At 62.7% G+C, this 15,578-nt stretch carries 18 protein-coding genes; 11 read left to right on the top strand and 7 right to left on the bottom strand.

Annotated features, from left to right (window positions below; all coding sequences use genetic code 11):
• Positions 1 to 24: 24 nt before the first annotated feature.
• The 6 genes from KHP60_RS14475 to KHP60_RS14450 all read left to right on the top strand — a co-directional run bounded on the left by KHP60_RS14475 (position 25) and on the right by KHP60_RS14450 (position 5,302).
• Positions 25 to 723 (top strand): fumarylacetoacetate hydrolase family protein, encoded by a 699-nt coding sequence (locus KHP60_RS14475; RefSeq protein ID WP_213565027.1) that lies wholly within the window; start codon positions 25 to 27, stop codon positions 721 to 723.
• 127 nt (positions 724 to 850) lie between these two features.
• Complete coding sequence (locus tag KHP60_RS14470) at positions 851 to 1,696, top strand: lysine/arginine/ornithine ABC transporter substrate-binding protein (protein ID WP_213565026.1); 846 nt, start codon at positions 851 to 853, stop codon at positions 1,694 to 1,696.
• Between the two features lie 376 nt (positions 1,697 to 2,072).
• Complete coding sequence (locus KHP60_RS14465; RefSeq protein ID WP_213565025.1) at positions 2,073 to 2,918, top strand: lysine/arginine/ornithine ABC transporter substrate-binding protein; 846 nt, start codon at positions 2,073 to 2,075, stop codon at positions 2,916 to 2,918.
• Between the two features lie 134 nt (positions 2,919 to 3,052).
• The gene (locus KHP60_RS14460) at positions 3,053 to 3,775 is read left to right on the top strand and encodes an ABC transporter permease (protein WP_213565024.1); all 723 of its coding nucleotides are present in this window, start codon (positions 3,053 to 3,055) and stop codon (positions 3,773 to 3,775) included.
• Entirely contained in the window at positions 3,775 to 4,500 is a 726-nt protein-coding gene (locus KHP60_RS14455; protein WP_213565023.1) for an ABC transporter permease, read from the top strand. Before KHP60_RS14460 ends, KHP60_RS14455 begins: the two co-directional genes overlap by 1 nt.
• Positions 4,493 to 5,302, top strand: coding sequence for an ABC transporter ATP-binding protein (locus KHP60_RS14450; RefSeq protein WP_249688785.1), 810 nt, complete (start codon positions 4,493 to 4,495; stop codon positions 5,300 to 5,302). The genes KHP60_RS14455 and KHP60_RS14450 overlap by 8 nt, the downstream gene beginning before the upstream one ends.
• Before the next feature lie 197 nt (positions 5,303 to 5,499).
• Here the strand turns inward: KHP60_RS14450 and KHP60_RS14445 are convergent, their stop codons facing one another.
• Positions 5,500 to 5,886: a hypothetical protein gene (locus KHP60_RS14445; RefSeq protein ID WP_213565021.1), complete on the bottom strand. Its 387-nt coding sequence runs from the start codon at positions 5,884 to 5,886 to the stop codon at positions 5,500 to 5,502.
• Entirely contained in the window at positions 5,886 to 6,323 is a 438-nt protein-coding gene (locus tag KHP60_RS14440) for a DUF4112 domain-containing protein (RefSeq protein WP_213565020.1), read from the bottom strand. Before KHP60_RS14440 ends, KHP60_RS14445 begins: the two co-directional genes overlap by 1 nt.
• 336 nt (positions 6,324 to 6,659) lie before the next feature.
• Here KHP60_RS14440 and KHP60_RS14435 point away from each other — a divergent pair, with 336 nt between their 5' ends.
• Together KHP60_RS14435 and KHP60_RS14430 are read left to right on the top strand one after the other, a co-directional pair.
• Positions 6,660 to 7,202 (top strand): D-Ala-D-Ala carboxypeptidase family metallohydrolase, encoded by a 543-nt coding sequence (locus KHP60_RS14435; RefSeq protein WP_213565019.1) that lies wholly within the window; start codon positions 6,660 to 6,662, stop codon positions 7,200 to 7,202.
• A 58-nt stretch (positions 7,203 to 7,260) separates the two neighbouring features.
• On the top strand, positions 7,261 to 8,133 hold the full coding sequence (locus KHP60_RS14430) for an alpha/beta fold hydrolase (protein ID WP_213565018.1): 873 nt from the start codon (positions 7,261 to 7,263) through the stop codon (positions 8,131 to 8,133).
• A 551-nt stretch (positions 8,134 to 8,684) separates the two neighbouring features.
• On the opposite strand, the gene KHP60_RS14425 is transcribed toward KHP60_RS14430, so the two are convergent.
• From KHP60_RS14425 to KHP60_RS14405, 5 genes are all read right to left on the bottom strand, one after another.
• Positions 8,685 to 9,455 carry a LamB/YcsF family protein gene (locus tag KHP60_RS14425; RefSeq protein ID WP_213565017.1) on the bottom strand — a complete coding sequence of 257 codons (771 nt, stop codon included), beginning with the start codon at positions 9,453 to 9,455 and terminating at the stop codon, positions 8,685 to 8,687.
• A gap of 5 nt (positions 9,456 to 9,460) precedes the next feature.
• Positions 9,461 to 10,753, bottom strand: coding sequence for a nicotinate phosphoribosyltransferase (gene pncB / locus KHP60_RS14420; protein WP_213565016.1), 1,293 nt, complete (start codon positions 10,751 to 10,753; stop codon positions 9,461 to 9,463).
• Positions 10,754 to 10,999: 246 nt separating this feature from the next.
• Positions 11,000 to 11,323: a cytochrome c gene (locus KHP60_RS14415; protein WP_249688796.1), complete on the bottom strand. Its 324-nt coding sequence runs from the start codon at positions 11,321 to 11,323 to the stop codon at positions 11,000 to 11,002.
• A gap of 63 nt (positions 11,324 to 11,386) precedes the next feature.
• Positions 11,387 to 12,652 (bottom strand): sorbosone dehydrogenase family protein, encoded by a 1,266-nt coding sequence (locus KHP60_RS14410; RefSeq protein ID WP_213565014.1) that lies wholly within the window; start codon positions 12,650 to 12,652, stop codon positions 11,387 to 11,389.
• Positions 12,653 to 12,827: 175 nt separating this feature from the next.
• On the bottom strand, positions 12,828 to 13,331 hold the full coding sequence (locus tag KHP60_RS14405; RefSeq protein ID WP_213565013.1) for a pyridoxamine 5'-phosphate oxidase family protein: 504 nt from the start codon (positions 13,329 to 13,331) through the stop codon (positions 12,828 to 12,830).
• A gap of 221 nt (positions 13,332 to 13,552) precedes the next feature.
• Between KHP60_RS14405 and KHP60_RS14400 the strand changes: the two genes are divergently transcribed.
• Genes KHP60_RS14400 through KHP60_RS14390 form a run of 3 tightly spaced genes read left to right on the top strand, consistent with a single transcriptional unit; the run spans position 13,553 to position 15,545 of the window.
• Entirely contained in the window at positions 13,553 to 14,680 is a 1,128-nt protein-coding gene (locus KHP60_RS14400; RefSeq protein WP_213565012.1) for an Mrp/NBP35 family ATP-binding protein, read from the top strand.
• 11 nt (positions 14,681 to 14,691) lie between these two features.
• Positions 14,692 to 15,318, top strand: coding sequence for a molybdenum cofactor guanylyltransferase MobA (gene mobA, locus KHP60_RS14395; RefSeq protein WP_213565011.1), 627 nt, complete (start codon positions 14,692 to 14,694; stop codon positions 15,316 to 15,318).
• The gene (locus KHP60_RS14390; RefSeq protein ID WP_213565010.1) at positions 15,315 to 15,545 is read left to right on the top strand and encodes a sulfurtransferase TusA family protein; all 231 of its coding nucleotides are present in this window, start codon (positions 15,315 to 15,317) and stop codon (positions 15,543 to 15,545) included. The genes mobA and KHP60_RS14390 overlap by 4 nt, the downstream gene beginning before the upstream one ends.
• Positions 15,546 to 15,578: the final 33 nt, after the last annotated feature.

The raw sequence follows: 15,578 nt of genomic DNA, 5'->3' as shown, positions 1-15,578 counted from the left end.
CCCTCCGACATTCCGCGAGCTTCCATGGCCTATGTCATTCCTGCGCCTTCGATCCCCGCCCTTCCGGTTGCCGGCAGCGCCGACCTGTTCCCGGTCCGCCGAGTCTATTGCGTCGGCAGAAACTATGCGGCCCATGCGCGGGAGATGGGAGGCGACCCGACCCGCGAACCTCCCTTCTTCTTCATGAAACCGGCCGATGCGCTCCAGCCCGTCGTGGAAGGTGAAACGGCAGAGCATTCCTATCCACCAAAGACCGGGAACTACCATTACGAGATCGAGATGGTCGTGGCGCTGGCCAGGGGTGGAAAGGACATCCCCGTCGGGCAGGCTCTCGACCACGTCTTCGGCTATGCGGTCGGCCTCGACATGACACGCCGCGACCTCCAGGACGAGGCCAAGCAGCTTCGCCGCCCCTGGGAACTCGGGAAGGCCGCCGATTATTCGGGCCCGGTCGGACCGATCCATCCCGTCTCGCAGGTTGGACACCCTGCAGGCGGCTCCATCTCCCTGTCGGTGGACAGCGCGACCAAGCAGAAGGCGGATCTGTCCGACATGATCTGGTCCGTCGCCGAGCAGATCGCCTATCTTTCCCAGTATTTCGAACTCGCCCCCGGCGACGTGATCTTCTCCGGCACCCCGGACGGAGTCGGCGCGGTGACGCAAGGTCAGACCATGGTGGGCGCCATCGAGAGGCTCGGCGAGATCAGGCTTCGGGTTGTGTGAAGTCGACTGACCGACCCCTTGCCTTTTTGTCAAGTTTGGCTGTTACTGCGTCACGGCGCGGCCCGCGAGGACCGCGATTAAGTCAGGCCTCGGCGCAAAGCCGGGGACCACAAACAAGGGAACGACTATGAAATTCGTTAAGACCGTCGGCTTGGCTCTTCTCGGTTCCGCTCTTGCGATCGGCGGAGCCGCCGCACAGCAGAAGACGGTGAAAATCGCCACGGAGGGTGCTTATGCTCCGTGGAACTTCACGGGCGCGGGCGGCAAGCTCGAGGGCTTCGAGATTGACCTCGCCAACGACCTGTGCGGGCGCATGAAGGTGCAGTGCGAGATCGTCGCTCAGGACTGGGACGGCATCGTCCCGGCGCTTCAGGCGAAGAAATACGATGCCATCATGGCCGGCATGAGCATCACCGACGAGCGCAAGAAGACCATCGATTTCTCCAGTGCCTACGCCAACTCCCCGAACGGATTCCTGGTGGCGAAAGACTCGCCGCTCGCCAAGATGCCCGGCAAGGGCGAGGCCTTCAACCTCAGCACCCAGCAGGCGGCCGCCGAGAAGGCCATCGAGGCTTACAAGCCGCTCCTGAAGGGCAAGACCATCGGCGTCCAGACCTCGACCATCCACTCGAACTTCGCCGACAAGTACCTGAAGGGCACGGCCGAGATCCGCGAGTACAAGACCACCGAGGCCCATGACCTGGATCTCGCCGCCGGCCGCATCGATGCTGTGCTGGCCGACGCGACCGCCATCATCGGCACCCTCGAGAAGCCCGAGTTCAAGGACTACGTCCTCACCGGCCCGTCCATCACCGGCGGCCTGCTCGGCGCCGGCGTCGGCGTTGGCCTGCGCAAGGGCGAGACGGAGCTCAAGAAGAGCTTCGACGAGGCGATCCAGGCTGCGATCAAGGACGGCACGGTCAAGAAACTGTCCGAGAAGTGGTTCAAGATCGACACCACCCCTCGCGTCTGATCTTCGGAAGTCCGGTGGAGGATCTCCCTCCTTCGTCATCACCGGCCCTGTGCCGGTGATCCCTATGCGGGAGATGCCGCACTCTTCCGATCGAGATGGCCGGCCCTGTGCCGGCCATGACGGGGGCGGTGGCAATGCCCTTGCTTCCCACCGGCCAGCTTTTCAGATCTGAGATTGAGGCGCGGCTTCGGCTGCGCCTTTTTTGTATCGATCGGGCGCAGATGCGACCGAAATCGCCAGCTTGGGCTCTTTATTCAGCATGTTTAGGACTTGCGCCGGCTTGGCTTTTGAATGTTAGCTTCTGAGCGCGAGATGGAGGTCCTCGACGGCCTTCATCCGACAAAAGGATCAGTCGAAGCTGACCAGAGGGATGACGATGAAACTCTTCAGAACATTGGGTCTTGGCCTACTGGCCTCCACGCTCGCCCTCGGCGGAGCGGCGGCACAGGAGAAGACCGTCAAGATCGCCACGGAGGGCGCCTACGCCCCGTGGAACTTCACCGGCGCGGGCGGCAAGCTCGAGGGCTACGAGATCGACCTCGCCAACGAACTCTGCGGGCGCATGAAGGTGAAGTGCGAGATCGTGGCTCAGGATTGGGACGGCATCATCCCGGCGCTTCAGGCGAAGAAGTACGACGCCATCATGGCCGGCATGAACATCACGGACAAGCGCCTCGAGACGATCAGTTTCTCGCTCCCCTATGCCGCCACTCCGCACGGCTGGGGCGTGATGAAGGATTCTCCCCTCGCGAAGCTGGCCGGGGCGGGAACGACGGTGAGCTTCGAAAAGGACCCCGAGGGCGCGAAGAAGGCCATCGAGGCCTGGAAGCCGCTCCTGAAGGGAAAAACGATCGGCGTGCAGGGCTCGACCGTGAACGCGCAGTTCGTGGAGCAGTACTTCAAGGACACGGTCGAGATCCGCGAGTACAAGACGACGGAGCAGCACGACCTTGACCTGACGGCCGGCCGCGTCGACGCAATCTTTGCCGGGCATGGAGCCCTGAAAGCCACGCAGGAGAAGCCCGAGTTCAAGGACATGGTCATCGCCGGCACGGGCATGCGCGGTGGCGTACTGGGCCGGGGTGTCGCCGTGGGCATGCGCAAGGATGACACCGAGTTGAAAAAGTCATTCGACGAGGCGATCCAGGCTGCGATCAAGGACGGCACGATCAAGAAGCTGTCCGAGAAGTGGTTCAAGATCGACGCTACTCCGCAAGTCTGACGAGAGCGTGCTGGAAACCAGGTCGCGGGTCCTGCTACACGGACCTGCGACATGATCCGGCCGAGGCCGGATTTGACAGATCCTGTCTTACCCTCTGCTTTCGTGAGGGGAGACATTTTCAGGAAAGTTGAAGCGTGCAGCAGCTGAGCTATTTCGAGCTCGTCGGGTTCGGCCCCAACGGTTGGGGATGGGCTCTTCTCACCGCGGCCGGGATGACGATCGCCGTCGCCCTCTGCGGTTTTCTCGCCGGCTCCGTCGTCGGAACCCTGGTGGCCTGGGGGAAGATCGGGGGCAATCTCGTCACCCGAAGCCTGGCGGACGGTTACACCACCGTCCTGCGCGGCATTCCCGATCTGCTCGTGATCTATCTCTTCTATTTCGGCGGCAGCGCGGCGCTCGGCGCCATCGGCAGCCTGTTCGGGGCCGAAGGCTTCATCGGCGTACCGGCCTTCGTCACCGGTGCCCTGGCCATCGGCATCGTGTCGGGCGCCTATCAGGCGGAGGTCTTCCGCGGGGCCTATCAGGTCGTGAACCGGGGCGAGATCGAGGCGGCGCGCTCGGTCGGCATGCATCGCTGGCTCATGTTCCGCCGCATCATCGCCCCGCAGGTTCTGCGCTATGCCATCCCGGGCCTCGGCAACACGTGGCAGCTGGTGCTGAAGGAATCGGCACTGATCTCCGTGACGGGCCTCGTCGAGCTGCTGCGCCAGTCGCATATCGCGGCCGGCTCCACGCGCCGCCCGTTCGACTTCTACATCACGGCGGCGGTTCTCTATCTGCTCATCACCTGGGTTTCGACCTATCTGTTCCAGCGTGCGGAGACCCACTCGTTGCGTGGCATGCGGAGGGCATCCTGATGGACTTCGCTTTCATGTGGGATTGCTTCCTGACCCTGATGGGGGGTGTGCCGCTCACGCTGAACCTGGCCTTCACCGCGGTCGCGTTCGGCGCCATCTTCGCGATGCTCCTGGCCCTCATGCGCATGTCGCGCGTCAAGGTGCTCGACTGGCCGGCACAGGCCTATGTCTTCGTGTTCCGCGGGACTCCCCTGCTCGTGCAGATCTTCCTGATCTATTACGGCCTCGGACAGTTCCGTCCGACGCTGCAGGAATGGGGATTGTGGACGTTCTTCCGCGAGCCCTATTGGTGCGCGGTGCTGGCCCTCACCCTCAACACCGCAGCCTATGCCAGCGAGATCATCCGCGGCGGCCTGCAATCGGTGCCTCACAACCAGGTCGAGGCAGCGCGGGCCTGCGGCATGTCGGGCCTCCTGCTCTTCCGCCGCATCGTCTTCCCCATCGCGGTCCGTCAGGCCCTCCCCGCTTACGGCAGCGAGCTCATTCTCATGGTGAAGGCCACGTCGCTGGCGTCCATCATCACCATGATGGAAGTGACCGGTCTTGCCGCGAAACTGATCTCGCAGACGTTCCGCGCGGTCGAGGTCTTCATCGTTGCGGGCCTGATCTATCTCATTCTCAACTTCATCATCACGCGCATCATCATGGCCATCGAGTGGTGGCTCTCGCCTCATCTGCGCCGCCCCCCAGCCATCGAGCCGCGTCTGGAGGCCGCTCATGTCTAACGGAGTTGCATCCTTGTCCTCCCAACCTGCGCCCTCCGAGGCCGCTCCTGCCGTTTCCGTCAACAATCTCCGCAAGAGCTTCGGGTCGCTCGAAGTTCTCAAGGGTGTCTCGCTCAGCGCGAAGGAAGGCGATGTGATCTCGATTCTCGGCGCGTCGGGGTCCGGCAAGTCGACCATGCTCCGCTGCATCAACATGCTGGAGGTGCCGGATTCCGGCGACATCCGCATCGGCGGCGAGACGATCGGCCTGAAGAAGGGCCGCAAGGGCATGGAGCCGGCCGATCAGCGTCAGGTGGACCGCATCCGCTCGCGAGTCGCCATGGTGTTCCAGAGCTTCAATCTCTGGTCCCACATGACCGTCCTGGAGAACGTGATCGAAGCGCCGGTGCACGTGCAGAAGCGCCCGAAGGCCGAGTGCATCGCCGAAGCCGAGGAGCTGCTGAACAAGGTCGGCATCGTCGACAAGCGCAATCAGTACCCCTCCCACCTCTCCGGCGGCCAGCAGCAGCGCGCCGCCATCGCGCGGGCGCTCGCCATGCATCCCAAGGTGATGCTGTTCGACGAGCCGACCTCGGCGCTCGATCCGGAGCTCGTCGGCGAGGTTCTGCGCGTCATGCGCTCCCTCGCCGAGGAAGGCCGCACCATGCTGGTGGTGACGCACGAGATGGGCTTCGCCCGCGACGTGTCGAACCGGGTCGTGTTCCTGCACAAGGGCGTGGTGGAGGAGGAAGGTGCGCCGGCGGACGTGTTCGGCGCTCCGAAATCCGAGCGCTTCAAGCAGTTCATCTCGAGCCACCGCTGAGCGTTGGCTATTGGGACGTTGGTGAAAACATCCTCTTACGTCATGGCCGGGCGTGTCCCGGCCATCCCGATGAGGTGAAGCGCAGCGCCTTTCCGATCGGGATCACCGGCACAGGGCCGATGATGACAAGAGTGTTGCTCGATGCTCCAAGACTTGAAACACAAAGGGCGAAGCGGATGTCGCTTCGCCCTTTCCCGTTATCGCTTCTCGATCCGCCGGATCGGATGCTGTCCGGGTGACGGTGGGACCGGTCCCCGTATGTGCGGGTCGATCCGAGGTCCGCGCCAATCGTCGACATAGGGCTCACGCCTCGATCCGCCCAGGAAGAGACCCAGTACGGCCGGAACGGCCAGGATCACCAGAGAGACAAGGCCCCAGACCACCACGATGGCGCCGAGCCCCAGGCTGCGCAGCGTCATCAAAGCCCAGGACAGCCACTCGACCGACTCGGGATGGCCGGCGACCATATCGGCATTGCGCGCCGCAAAGCCGCCGAAGAAGTCGAGCAGCCCATAGGCGCCCCACGCGAAGAGAGACCACACCGCAACGGCGATCCAGGCCAGGATCCAAAGGAGACGTTTCATCAGCGCTCCTCCACCCGGACGGCGGTGCCGTCGATCTCACGCGGCCCGCGCTTGGGCGTGCCCAGATGCTCGTGAATGATCCGCAGGTTGCGCTGATTGGCCTTGAAGAAGACGTCGAACACGTCGCCCGCCAGCGGGATCGCGCCGATGGCCGTATCGACCGCGACGTTGCCGATCATGCGCGCGATCTTCCACCGCGGTAGTCCAAGCTGACGCGCCTCCCAGATGATGTAGCTGGCGAGAGCAGCCGAAACCACATCGCCGATGCCCGGCACGAGACCCAGCACGGCATCGAAGCCGACGCGCCGGTTCAGGCCGGGAATCATCACGGCGTTGTCCAGCAGTTTCGCCACGAGCGTGACGCGTGCGATCGCATCGGCCTGGGTCGGGCCTGCGGTCTTGATAGCGTCGAAAACGGCGCTACGAGCAGTGTTCATTCCTATCTCCGAGTGGCCAATCCCGATGATTGACACAACGGACAGAGATGTGTGCATTCCGGCAAGCTTCCGCAAGATTGCAAGCCTGTTATCTCATAACTCACCCAAAATTTCCTGTCCTAGGATTCCTTGCAGAATAAAGCTTTGCCGAGCAGTAGCCGTCTGAGCCACTCCAATGTCGCCTAGGTGTTCTTGCCTAGGGCAAGCTTAACCTTAGGTAGCCATCCCTAACGCTGCGACCTCAACCTTCCGTTACCCACCCATAAGCAGCGAATGCCGCAGGGAGGATCATTTCGGCGGCAGTGATTGTGTAGGGGCTCAGAACGGGAGAACCCGATGAGCATCGTTTGCCGCGTTCGCAATACGTCCAGGTTGGCCCTCATGTCCGGTGCGTTTCTGGTGGGATTATCCCCGGTTGCGCTCGTGGCGGGCGACAGCGACGGCGGGATCATTCCTCCGGCGCAATATGCGAGCCTGCCCTCCGACAACCGCATCGACGACCCAGACGTCACCGGAGGCCTACCGACCGCAAGAACTCTCTCCGGCTTCGCCTCGCTCGTGTCGCAGGGGACGATCATCCTGCGCGCAAGCGCTCCGACCGACTGCATCCCGGGCGATATCCGCGATGTGGTGGCATCCGTTGCAGAGAAGTTCGGCCCTGTCAGTGTCGAATCCACCCACCGTTCTCGAGGTCGCAACTGGCGCGCCGGCGGCGCCCGCCACTCCCTGCACCTTTCCTGTCGCGCCATCGATTTTCGTGTGCGGGCCCGTGCCCGGGGTGTGATGGCCTATCTGCGGGCGCACCCTCAGGTCGGCGGGCTCAAGATCTATCGAAACGGCATCATCCATATCGACAACGGCGAGCGCCGCTCCTGGTGAGACGCCTTCCCGGATGGAAGAACTGGCGCTGCGGCGAAAACTGTAAGACAACATCAGGATGTTCGAGACCTTCACTCATCGCCAGATCGAAGCCTCCGGGGCCGTCATCAACCTCCGGCATGGCGGCAGCGGGCCACCCGTCCTTCTGCTGCATGGCCATCCGCAGACCCATGTCATGTGGCACAAGGTGGCTCCGAAGCTTGCCGAGAACTACACGGTCGTCTGCGCCGATCTGCGCGGCTACGGCGACAGCTCCAAGCCTGCGACGACACCGGATCACGAGCCCTATTCCAAACGGGCGATGGCGCGCGATCAGGTCGAGGTGATGCAGGCTCTCGGCTTCGAGCGCTTTGCCGTCATCGGGCACGACCGGGGCGGGCGCTGCGCCTATCGCATGGCCCTCGACCACCCGGAGCGGATCGTCTCGCTCTCCGTTCTCGACATCATTCCCACGGCGGAGCATTTCCAGCGCACCGACATGGCGTTCGCCATGGGCTATTGGCACTGGTTCTTCCTCGCCCAGCCCTATCCCATCCCCGAGCGCCTGATCGCATCGGATCCGGACGTGTTCTACCTTCGCCGCGGGCGTTCGCTCTTCGATGACGCGGCCCTTGCCGAATACCGCCGCTGCTACACCGATCCGGAAACGGTCCACGCCATGTGCGAGGATTACCGGGCGGGCGCCACCATCGACATGCGCCTCGACGAAGAGGACCAGAAGGCCGGCCGGCGCATCGCCTGCCCGGTGCAGGCCCTCTGGGGCCTAAAGAACGGGCTGGAACGGTGGTACGACGTTCTCGCCGTGTGGCGCGACTGGGCCGGCCATGTGGAAGGCCACGGCATCGATTGCGGCCATTACCTCGCCGAGGAGGCGCCGGAGGAAACGCTGGCAGCTCTGCAGCCCTTCCTTGAGAGGGCATTCAGAGGGTGAAAGTCCATCGTTGTCATTTGAATTCTGAGACGTGGACGAATCTCGGATGTCATGGCCAGGCTTGTCCGGCCATCCCGTTGCGGTGAGGCGCTGTGCTTCAATCCATCGGGATCGCCGGGACGAGCCCGGTGATGACGTCGGAGGGTGCGAGGGCCGGTGACGACCGGGCGGGAACGGTGATGACGCGGTGGAGCATGCCACCGTCCTTGGCTAGACCTCTCCTTCGTCCCGCATCCGCCTTCGTCACACCCTCCCCTGTCATGGCCGGGCTTGACCCGGCCATCCCGACCCGTGAGGCGCGGTGCTCCACACAATCGAGATCACCGGCACAAGGCCGGTGATGACGTGGGTGGGGGAGTGAAAGGCTGCGGCTCATCCGGCGTCGTCCATCATCCCGTCGCACCCCTCCTCCTGCCGTCATGGCCGGGCTTGACCCGGCCGTCCCGATCGTGTGAGGCGCGGCGCCTTACCGAAGCGAGATCACCGGCACGAGGCCGGTGATGATGAAGGAAGTGAATATAAGGTCAGATGCTCAGGATGAGGTGAGGGTTTTATGAAACGGCCTTCGAAAACGGCGCGATGGTGATGCCGTTCGCCTCCAGCTTCGTACGGACCGTCCGCGCCATGACGACGGCGCTCGGCTCGTCGCCGTGTACGCAGATCGTGTCGAACTGGACGGGAATGCGCTTGCCCGAGGTCGTCGTCACCGCCTTGTCCTGCACGGCACGCAGCACGCGCTCGGCCGCCGCATCGGCGTCATGCAGGACGGCGCCGGGCTTCTTGCGGCTCGTCAGCGTGCCGTCGTCCTCGTAGGTGCGGTCGGCGAAGAACTCCCGCGCGACCTTCACGCCGGTCGTCTCGGACGCCTTTTCCATCAGAAGCCCGGGCATGCAGACATTGATGAGGCCTGCATCGACGCCCTTGATGGCGCGGGCGATGGCAAGGGCGAGATCCATGTCCTCGTTCGCCATGTTGTTGAGCGATCCGTGCGCCTTCACGTAGGTGACCTCGTGCCCGGCAAGCGCCGCGACCGCCTGCATGGCGCCGATCTGATAGGCCACCATGCGCTCGATCTCGACCGGGCTGTCGCCGCGGATCATACGGCGGCCGAAGCCGTGCAGATCGTTGAAGCCCGGATGCGCACCGATCGCGACACCCTTGCGCTTCGCCGTCTCGGCCGTGCGGAACATGATCGATGGGTCGCCGGCGTGATAGCCGCAGGCGATGTTGGCCGAGGAGACGATGTCGAGCATCGCCTCGTCGTCTCCCATCGGCCAGGGGCCGAAGCCTTCACCCATGTCGCAATTGAGATCGATGATCATGTCCGTCACACCAGAACAGGTTGGGCCGTTTGCTGCCCCACATGGAAGACGCGCTTGTAGCGCTCGATTTCCGCCTTCGGCCCCATGGCCTTGGTCGGATTGTCGGAGAGTTTCACCGTCGGTCGGCCGTCGGCCGAGATGACCTTGCAGACGATGGAGATCGGGTCGAGCGCTCCGTCAGGAGCAAGGCCGCGGAAATCGTTGGTGAGAAGCGTGCCCCAGCCGTAACCGATCCGCATGCGGCCCCGGAAGTGCCGGTGGATCCGCTCGATCACATCCACATCGAGCCCGTCGGAGAAGATCGCGAGTTTCTCACTCGGATTCTGGCCGCGCTGGCGCCACCATTCGATGGCCTCCTCGCCGCCCTCGACCGGATCCTTCGAGTCCACGCGGATGCCGGTCCATGAGGCGACCCATTCCGGTGCGTTGTCCAGGAAGTTCGTGGTTCCGTAGGTATCGGGCAGGATGATGCGCAGGTTGCCCTCGTAATCCTGCTGCCAATCCGCCAGCACATGGTATGGCGCCTTGGCCAGTTCGTCCTCGCTGTCGGTCAGGGCCGCATAGACCATGGGCAGTTCATGGGCGTTCGTGCCCACGGCCTCCACTTCCTGACGCATGGCGATGAGGCAGTTGGACGTGCCGAGGAACGACGATCCAAGGCCCTCCATCATCGCCTGCACGCACCAATCCTGCCAGAGGAAGCCGTGGCGGCGGCGTGTGCCGAAATCGGAGATCGACAGATCCGGAAGCTTCCTGAGACGCTCGATCTTCTCCCAGACCCGCGTCATGGCGCGGGCATAGAGCACCTGCAGCTCGAACTTTGCCATGCTCTTGAGAACACCGCGGGAGCGCAGCTCGTTGAGGATGGCGAGCGCCGGAATCTCCCACATGGTGGTCTCGATCCAGGGACCGTGGAAGGTCAGCACGTATTGGCCGTCCTCCTTCTCGAGCAGGTATTCTGGAAAGCGGAAGGTCTCGAGCCAGTCCATGAATTCCGGCGAGAACATCTGCCGCTTGCCATAGAAGGTATTGCCGCGCAGCCAAGTGGACTCGCCCCGCGTCAGGGCCAGGCTGCGCACATGGTCAAGCTGCTCGCGCAGTTCACCGGCATCGATGATGTCGGCCAGACGGATGCGGGTGGTGCGGTTATGGATGCCGAACGTGACCTGCACGTCCCGGTGGCGGCGAAAGATCGTCTGCGCCATCAGAAGCTTGTAGAAATCCGTATCCAGAACGGACCGGACGATCGGATCGATCTTCCAGGTATGGTTGTACACCCTGGTCGCGATGTCCACCATCGCCTGCTCCATGCTGCTCAAAGGAGGCGAGACAATAGCGAAGGGACGCCCGGGATGAAAGAGCGCCGGCTACAGGATTAGGACATGGCCCCTGACAAAGACGATCAACGCTTGCCTCTCTCGTCATCGCTGGCCCGTGCCGGTGATCCCGTCTGCACAGAGTGCAGCGCTTTTCATGACCGAGCTGGTCGGGACTGATCCCAGGATCAGGTCCGGGGAAGACCACGACGGATATAAAGGGAACTGTCAGGGCGGCAGGACGTCGACCTGGATCGAAGCATAGTAAGCGGCCACGTCCGCGATATCCTCGTCCGACAATTCCTTCGCAACTATGTTCATGGTCTCGTGCTTGCGCTCGCCCGAACGATACTCCGTCAGGCTTTTGACGAGATAGGGCTCGATCTGACCGGCCAGATTGGGGGCCTCCGGGTTCTTCGACAGTCCATCGAGACCATGGCAGGCTTGGCAGGTCGTAATTTTCTGGCGCCCTGCCCGAGCATCCGCCGCGTAGGAATGATCGACAAGGACGACGCCCAGGAAAATCCCTGGCAGAGCCAGGGCACAGATCATCTTCATGACTGACCTTCTGAAAGAGGATGGGCGTGCCTCGTGGCACGCCCATCGAAGCAGGCCCTAGCGGCCTTCGTAGGAGATCCGATAGATCGCGCCGGCGGTATCGTCCGATACGAGAAGGGAGCCGTCAGGCAGCATGGCGACATCCGTCGGCCGTCCGAGATACTCGCCATTCTCCGTCAGCCAGCCCTCGGCGAAGACTTGCGGCTTGTCCGCCGTGCCGTCCTGCTTGATCGGCGTGAACATGACGCGCGCGCCGATCGGTTTGGTGCGGTTCCAGGAGCCGTGCTGGGCCGAGAAGATTCCGCCCTGGTAGGTCTGCGGGAACATCCTGCCCGTGTAGAACATCATTCCGAGATCAGCCGCATGCGGATCCATTTCAGCCTGCGGACCGATCACACCTGCCGGAACCGGATCGTCCTTGTACTCGACCGTGCGGACGGTGCCGCCGCCGTAATAGGGAAAGCCGAAATTCTGCCCCATATCGGCGATGCGGTTGATCTCTCCGGGAGGCTTGTCGTCTCCCATGCCATCGACCTGATTGTCGGTGAACCACAGCGACTTGTCGGCCGGATTGAAATCCATGCCGACCGAGTTGCGAATGCCGGTTGCATAGACCTCGCGATTCTTGCCATCCTGATCCATGCGGATGATGCCGCCGATGCCGGTCCGCTTGTAGAGGTCCAGCTTATCTTTCGCCGGCACGTTGAAGGGCTGGCCGAGCGCAATGTAGAGCTTGTTGTCCGGTCCAATCCGGCAGACACGGGCCGTATGATTGAAGCTCTCCTCCGTCGGAGGAATGAGATCGCCCTGTTTGGCCACGACGAAAGCCGCGACATCCGGCCCTTCATAGAAGAACTCGGCGGCCGGGAATTGCAGCACGCGATTCTGCTCTGCCACATAGAGAACGCCGTCACGCGAGAAGCAGACGCCGTTCGGGATCTTGAACGCGACCGATGGCGCGAACTGCTTCACTTCGTCGGCGACGCGATCCTTGTCGCGGTCCGTGACGGCATAGACGTTGCTCTTGCGGGTGCCGACGAAGACCACGCCCGCGTTGGGACCGACGGCCATGTGGCGCGCGTCGGGTACGATCGCATAGAGCTCGATCTTGAACCCGGCCGGAAGCTGGATCTTCTCTAGATTCTTCCGGATGGCATCGGCACGACGCCCTTCCTGTGGAATCGGCCGCGGCTCAGCGGTTCCCGTGCTTTGGAACGATGACAGCTTTTCCAGATTGCCGGTTGGAGTCTGGGTTGCGGGCTGAGCGAAACTCGAGGACGCGAAAGCAACAAATGAGACTGCAGAAAGCAGGACGGACTTCATTGTTTCCTCCCTAAGACTGCCCCCAACTGATTGTTCTTATGAATGGCGTGCGGATTTTCTCCAGCTTATTTCTTGTTCTGCAACTATACCCAAGCTTGTAACGTAGAGGTAGGATAAATTAAGCCAAAGAAAAGGGGCCACGTGCGGCCCCTGATGTTTCGCGTTGCAGCAAAGTTCAGCTCAGATTGACCTTTGCCTGATTGCCGGGATCGGGCTGCTGACCGGTGATGGCAGCCTTCGCGTAGCCGTAGAGATGCACCAGCGTCGAGGACGGACTGTCCCAGTACTCGCCCTTCGCCGGATGAACGCGGATCAGAGCAATCTGCGGATCGTCCACGCCCTTTGGGAACCAGGCCCGCAGGGGCTCGGACCACTTCTCCTCGATTGTCGCCTTGTCGCGTACGATCTCGGCTTTGCCTGTCACGGATACATAGGTCTGGCTGCTCGGATCGGAATAGGCCAGATTGACCTCGTTGTCCCGGGAGAGTTCCGTCGTCTTGGGAGACTGGATCTGTGTGAAGAACCAGAGGTCCCCATGCTCATCCGCCTCCTGGTTGTGCATGGGCCGGCTGTGGAGTGTCCCGTCCGTATCGACGGTCGTCATCATGGCGATCTTCACGTCCTTGATCAGCTCATAGAGCTTCCCGGCATTCGGATCGTTATGGCCGTGCTGGTGCATCGTTGTCTCCTTGATCTTGTCACATAGGCTCTCGGGAATGATCAGCGAAGGCAGTGACGCGACCGGTCGAACCTGCTCCCGAGGGATCGGGTGAACAACGGACAAGGTGCGGTTTGGTTCGGGATATTGCGACTGGACGGCCCGAGACCGTCTTAACGAGCGTGCTCTTGCCCTATACATGAGGGGGCATAGAACCTCAGAGCCATCCAGGAGATTTCATCGTGGCAATTACCCGTGAGCATGTGCTGCAGGCTCTGTCGACCGTTCCCGTCGATGCAAGCGGAACCGACCTCGTTGCCTCGGGACGGCTATCGGACGTGGTGGTGGACGATGCGGGCCGGGTCATGTTCTCGATCACCATCGAACCGGCTGAGGCCGCAGGCATGGAACAGGTGCGCCAAGCCGCCGTCACGGCCGTGCAGGGCCTGCCGGCCGTGAAAGGCGTCTTCGCCAGCCTCACCGCCGACCGGCCCGCCGGATCCGGAGCATCGCCCCCCTCGCCGACCGCACAACAGCGACCACGGGCGGCAGCTCAGCCCAAGAACCAACGTATTCCCGGCGTGCAGCACGTAATCGCCGTCGCCTCCGGCAAGGGCGGGGTCGGCAAGTCGACGACCGCCTGCAACCTGGCCCTCGGATTGAAAGCTCTCGGGCTGAAGGTCGGCCTGCTCGATGCGGATATCTATGGCCCGTCCATGCCGAAGCTTCTCGGCATTCACGGCAAGCCACGCCTTCTCGAAAATCGCATTCTCGAGCCCATGGAGGCTTACGGCCTCAAGGTCATGTCCATCGGCTTCCTCGTCGAGGAGGAAGCCGCCATGATCTGGCGCGGGCCGATGGTGATGTCGGCCATCACCCAGATGCTGCGGGAGGTCGCCTGGGGCGACCTCGACGTGCTCGTCGTCGACATGCCTCCCGGCACGGGCGATGCGCAGCTCACCATGGCGCAGGCCACACCGCTTGCCGGTGCGGTGATCGTTTCGACGCCGCAGGATCTCGCATTGATCGATGCGCGGCGCGGCGTTTCCATGTTCAAGCGGGTTGAGATCCCGATCCTCGGCATCGTCGAGAACATGGCCACGTTCATCTGCCCGCATTGCGGCCAGAGTTCCCATATCTTCGGCCATGGCGGAGCGCGTGACGAGGCCAAGCGCCTGGGCGTTCCCTTCCTCGGTGAGGTTCCGCTCAACATGACGATCCGCGAGTTGTCCGATGCCGGCCGCCCGGTCGTCGTCGCTGATCCGGAAGGGCCGCATGCCAGGATCTACAAGGACATGGCGCAGCAGGTCTGGACGTCCCTTGCCGGTGGTACGGCGGCGAAGCCGGCGCCGCGCATTGTGATCGAGTGAATAGGCCCCGCATGATCCCGCCTCCAACCCTCGGTGTCGTTCTGGCGGGGGGACTCTCCCGCCGTATGGGAGGCGGCAACAAGTCCCTGCTCGTCTTCGGGGGGCTCACTCTTCTCGAGCATGTGGTGCAGCGTCTGGCCCCGCAATGCGAAAGCGTGATCGTCAATGCGAATAGCGAACTCCCAGGCTTCGAGACTATGCCCTTTCCTGTCGTGCGGGATTCGGTCGCAGGTTATCGGGGGCCATTGGCAGGAATCCTGACAGGTCTCGAATGGACGGCCGCATATCGCCCCAGCGTCGAATGGATCGTCAGCGTTCCCGGAGATACGCCTTTCATCCCCCTTGATCTGGTCCGGCAACTGCATGGCGCACGTCGTGGATCCGAAATGGCTCTCGCCTGCGCCTCGTCAGGCTCGCAGGTTCATTTCGCTGTCGGCCTTTGGCCCGTTTCCCTGCGGCACGATCTGCGTCAGGCGCTCTTGGAAAAAGACCTGCGCAGTGTAAGAGACTGGGCGAGTCTCCATGGATATGCCGAAGCATTCTGGCCCATCGGGCCGGTCGACCCGTTCTTCAACATCAACACGCCGGACGATTGGGCCAAGGCGAATGGCCTGGCGCAGCACGGGCGCAGAATATGACCGAACTTGATCTATCCGGTTTGAAGTGCCCATTGCCGGTCTTGCGGACGCGAAAGGCACTGCTCTCCATGACGCCCGGCGAAAGGCTGCACGTCATCTGCACGGACCCATTGGCGGGCATCGATGTCCCCAATTTGATCCGCGAAACCGGTGACGTCTTAGAGGAGCAAAACCAGGAAGCCTCCCGGATCAGCTTCTTGATCCGCAAGGCGGGCAAATCTGCATGAGAAGGCCCGGCTCTTCGGCCGGGCCCGTCTTAT

Origin of the sequence: Microvirga sp. 3-52 (genome assembly GCF_018383585.1) — a bacterium.
Lineage (GTDB): Bacteria > Pseudomonadota > Alphaproteobacteria > Rhizobiales > Beijerinckiaceae > Microvirga.
Note: the sequence above shows the minus strand (reverse complement) of the source record. Positions and strands in the feature narration are given on the sequence as shown.

Coding starts and splice junctions, on each gene's coding strand:
- KHP60_RS14410 (WP_213565014.1), bottom strand. CDS start 12,652: ATGAAGTCCGTCCTGCTTTCTGCAGTCTCATTTGTTGCTTTCGCGTCC.
- KHP60_RS14450 (WP_249688785.1), top strand. CDS start 4,493: ATGTCTAACGGAGTTGCATCCTTGTCCTCCCAACCTGCGCCCTCCGAG.
- KHP60_RS14475 (WP_213565027.1), top strand. CDS start 25: ATGGCCTATGTCATTCCTGCGCCTTCGATCCCCGCCCTTCCGGTTGCC.
- mobA (WP_213565011.1), top strand. CDS start 14,692: ATGATCCCGCCTCCAACCCTCGGTGTCGTTCTGGCGGGGGGACTCTCC.
- KHP60_RS14440 (WP_213565020.1), bottom strand. CDS start 6,323: ATGAACACTGCTCGTAGCGCCGTTTTCGACGCTATCAAGACCGCAGGC.
- KHP60_RS14455 (WP_213565023.1), top strand. CDS start 3,775: ATGGACTTCGCTTTCATGTGGGATTGCTTCCTGACCCTGATGGGGGGT.
- KHP60_RS14435 (WP_213565019.1), top strand. CDS start 6,660: ATGAGCATCGTTTGCCGCGTTCGCAATACGTCCAGGTTGGCCCTCATG.
- KHP60_RS14465 (WP_213565025.1), top strand. CDS start 2,073: ATGAAACTCTTCAGAACATTGGGTCTTGGCCTACTGGCCTCCACGCTC.
- KHP60_RS14405 (WP_213565013.1), bottom strand. CDS start 13,331: ATGCACCAGCACGGCCATAACGATCCGAATGCCGGGAAGCTCTATGAG.
- KHP60_RS14390 (WP_213565010.1), top strand. CDS start 15,315: ATGACCGAACTTGATCTATCCGGTTTGAAGTGCCCATTGCCGGTCTTG.
- KHP60_RS14430 (WP_213565018.1), top strand. CDS start 7,261: ATGTTCGAGACCTTCACTCATCGCCAGATCGAAGCCTCCGGGGCCGTC.
- KHP60_RS14425 (WP_213565017.1), bottom strand. CDS start 9,455: ATGATCATCGATCTCAATTGCGACATGGGTGAAGGCTTCGGCCCCTGG.
- pncB (WP_213565016.1), bottom strand. CDS start 10,753: ATGGTGGACATCGCGACCAGGGTGTACAACCATACCTGGAAGATCGAT.
- KHP60_RS14470 (WP_213565026.1), top strand. CDS start 851: ATGAAATTCGTTAAGACCGTCGGCTTGGCTCTTCTCGGTTCCGCTCTT.
- KHP60_RS14415 (WP_249688796.1), bottom strand. CDS start 11,323: ATGATCTGTGCCCTGGCTCTGCCAGGGATTTTCCTGGGCGTCGTCCTT.
- KHP60_RS14445 (WP_213565021.1), bottom strand. CDS start 5,886: ATGAAACGTCTCCTTTGGATCCTGGCCTGGATCGCCGTTGCGGTGTGG.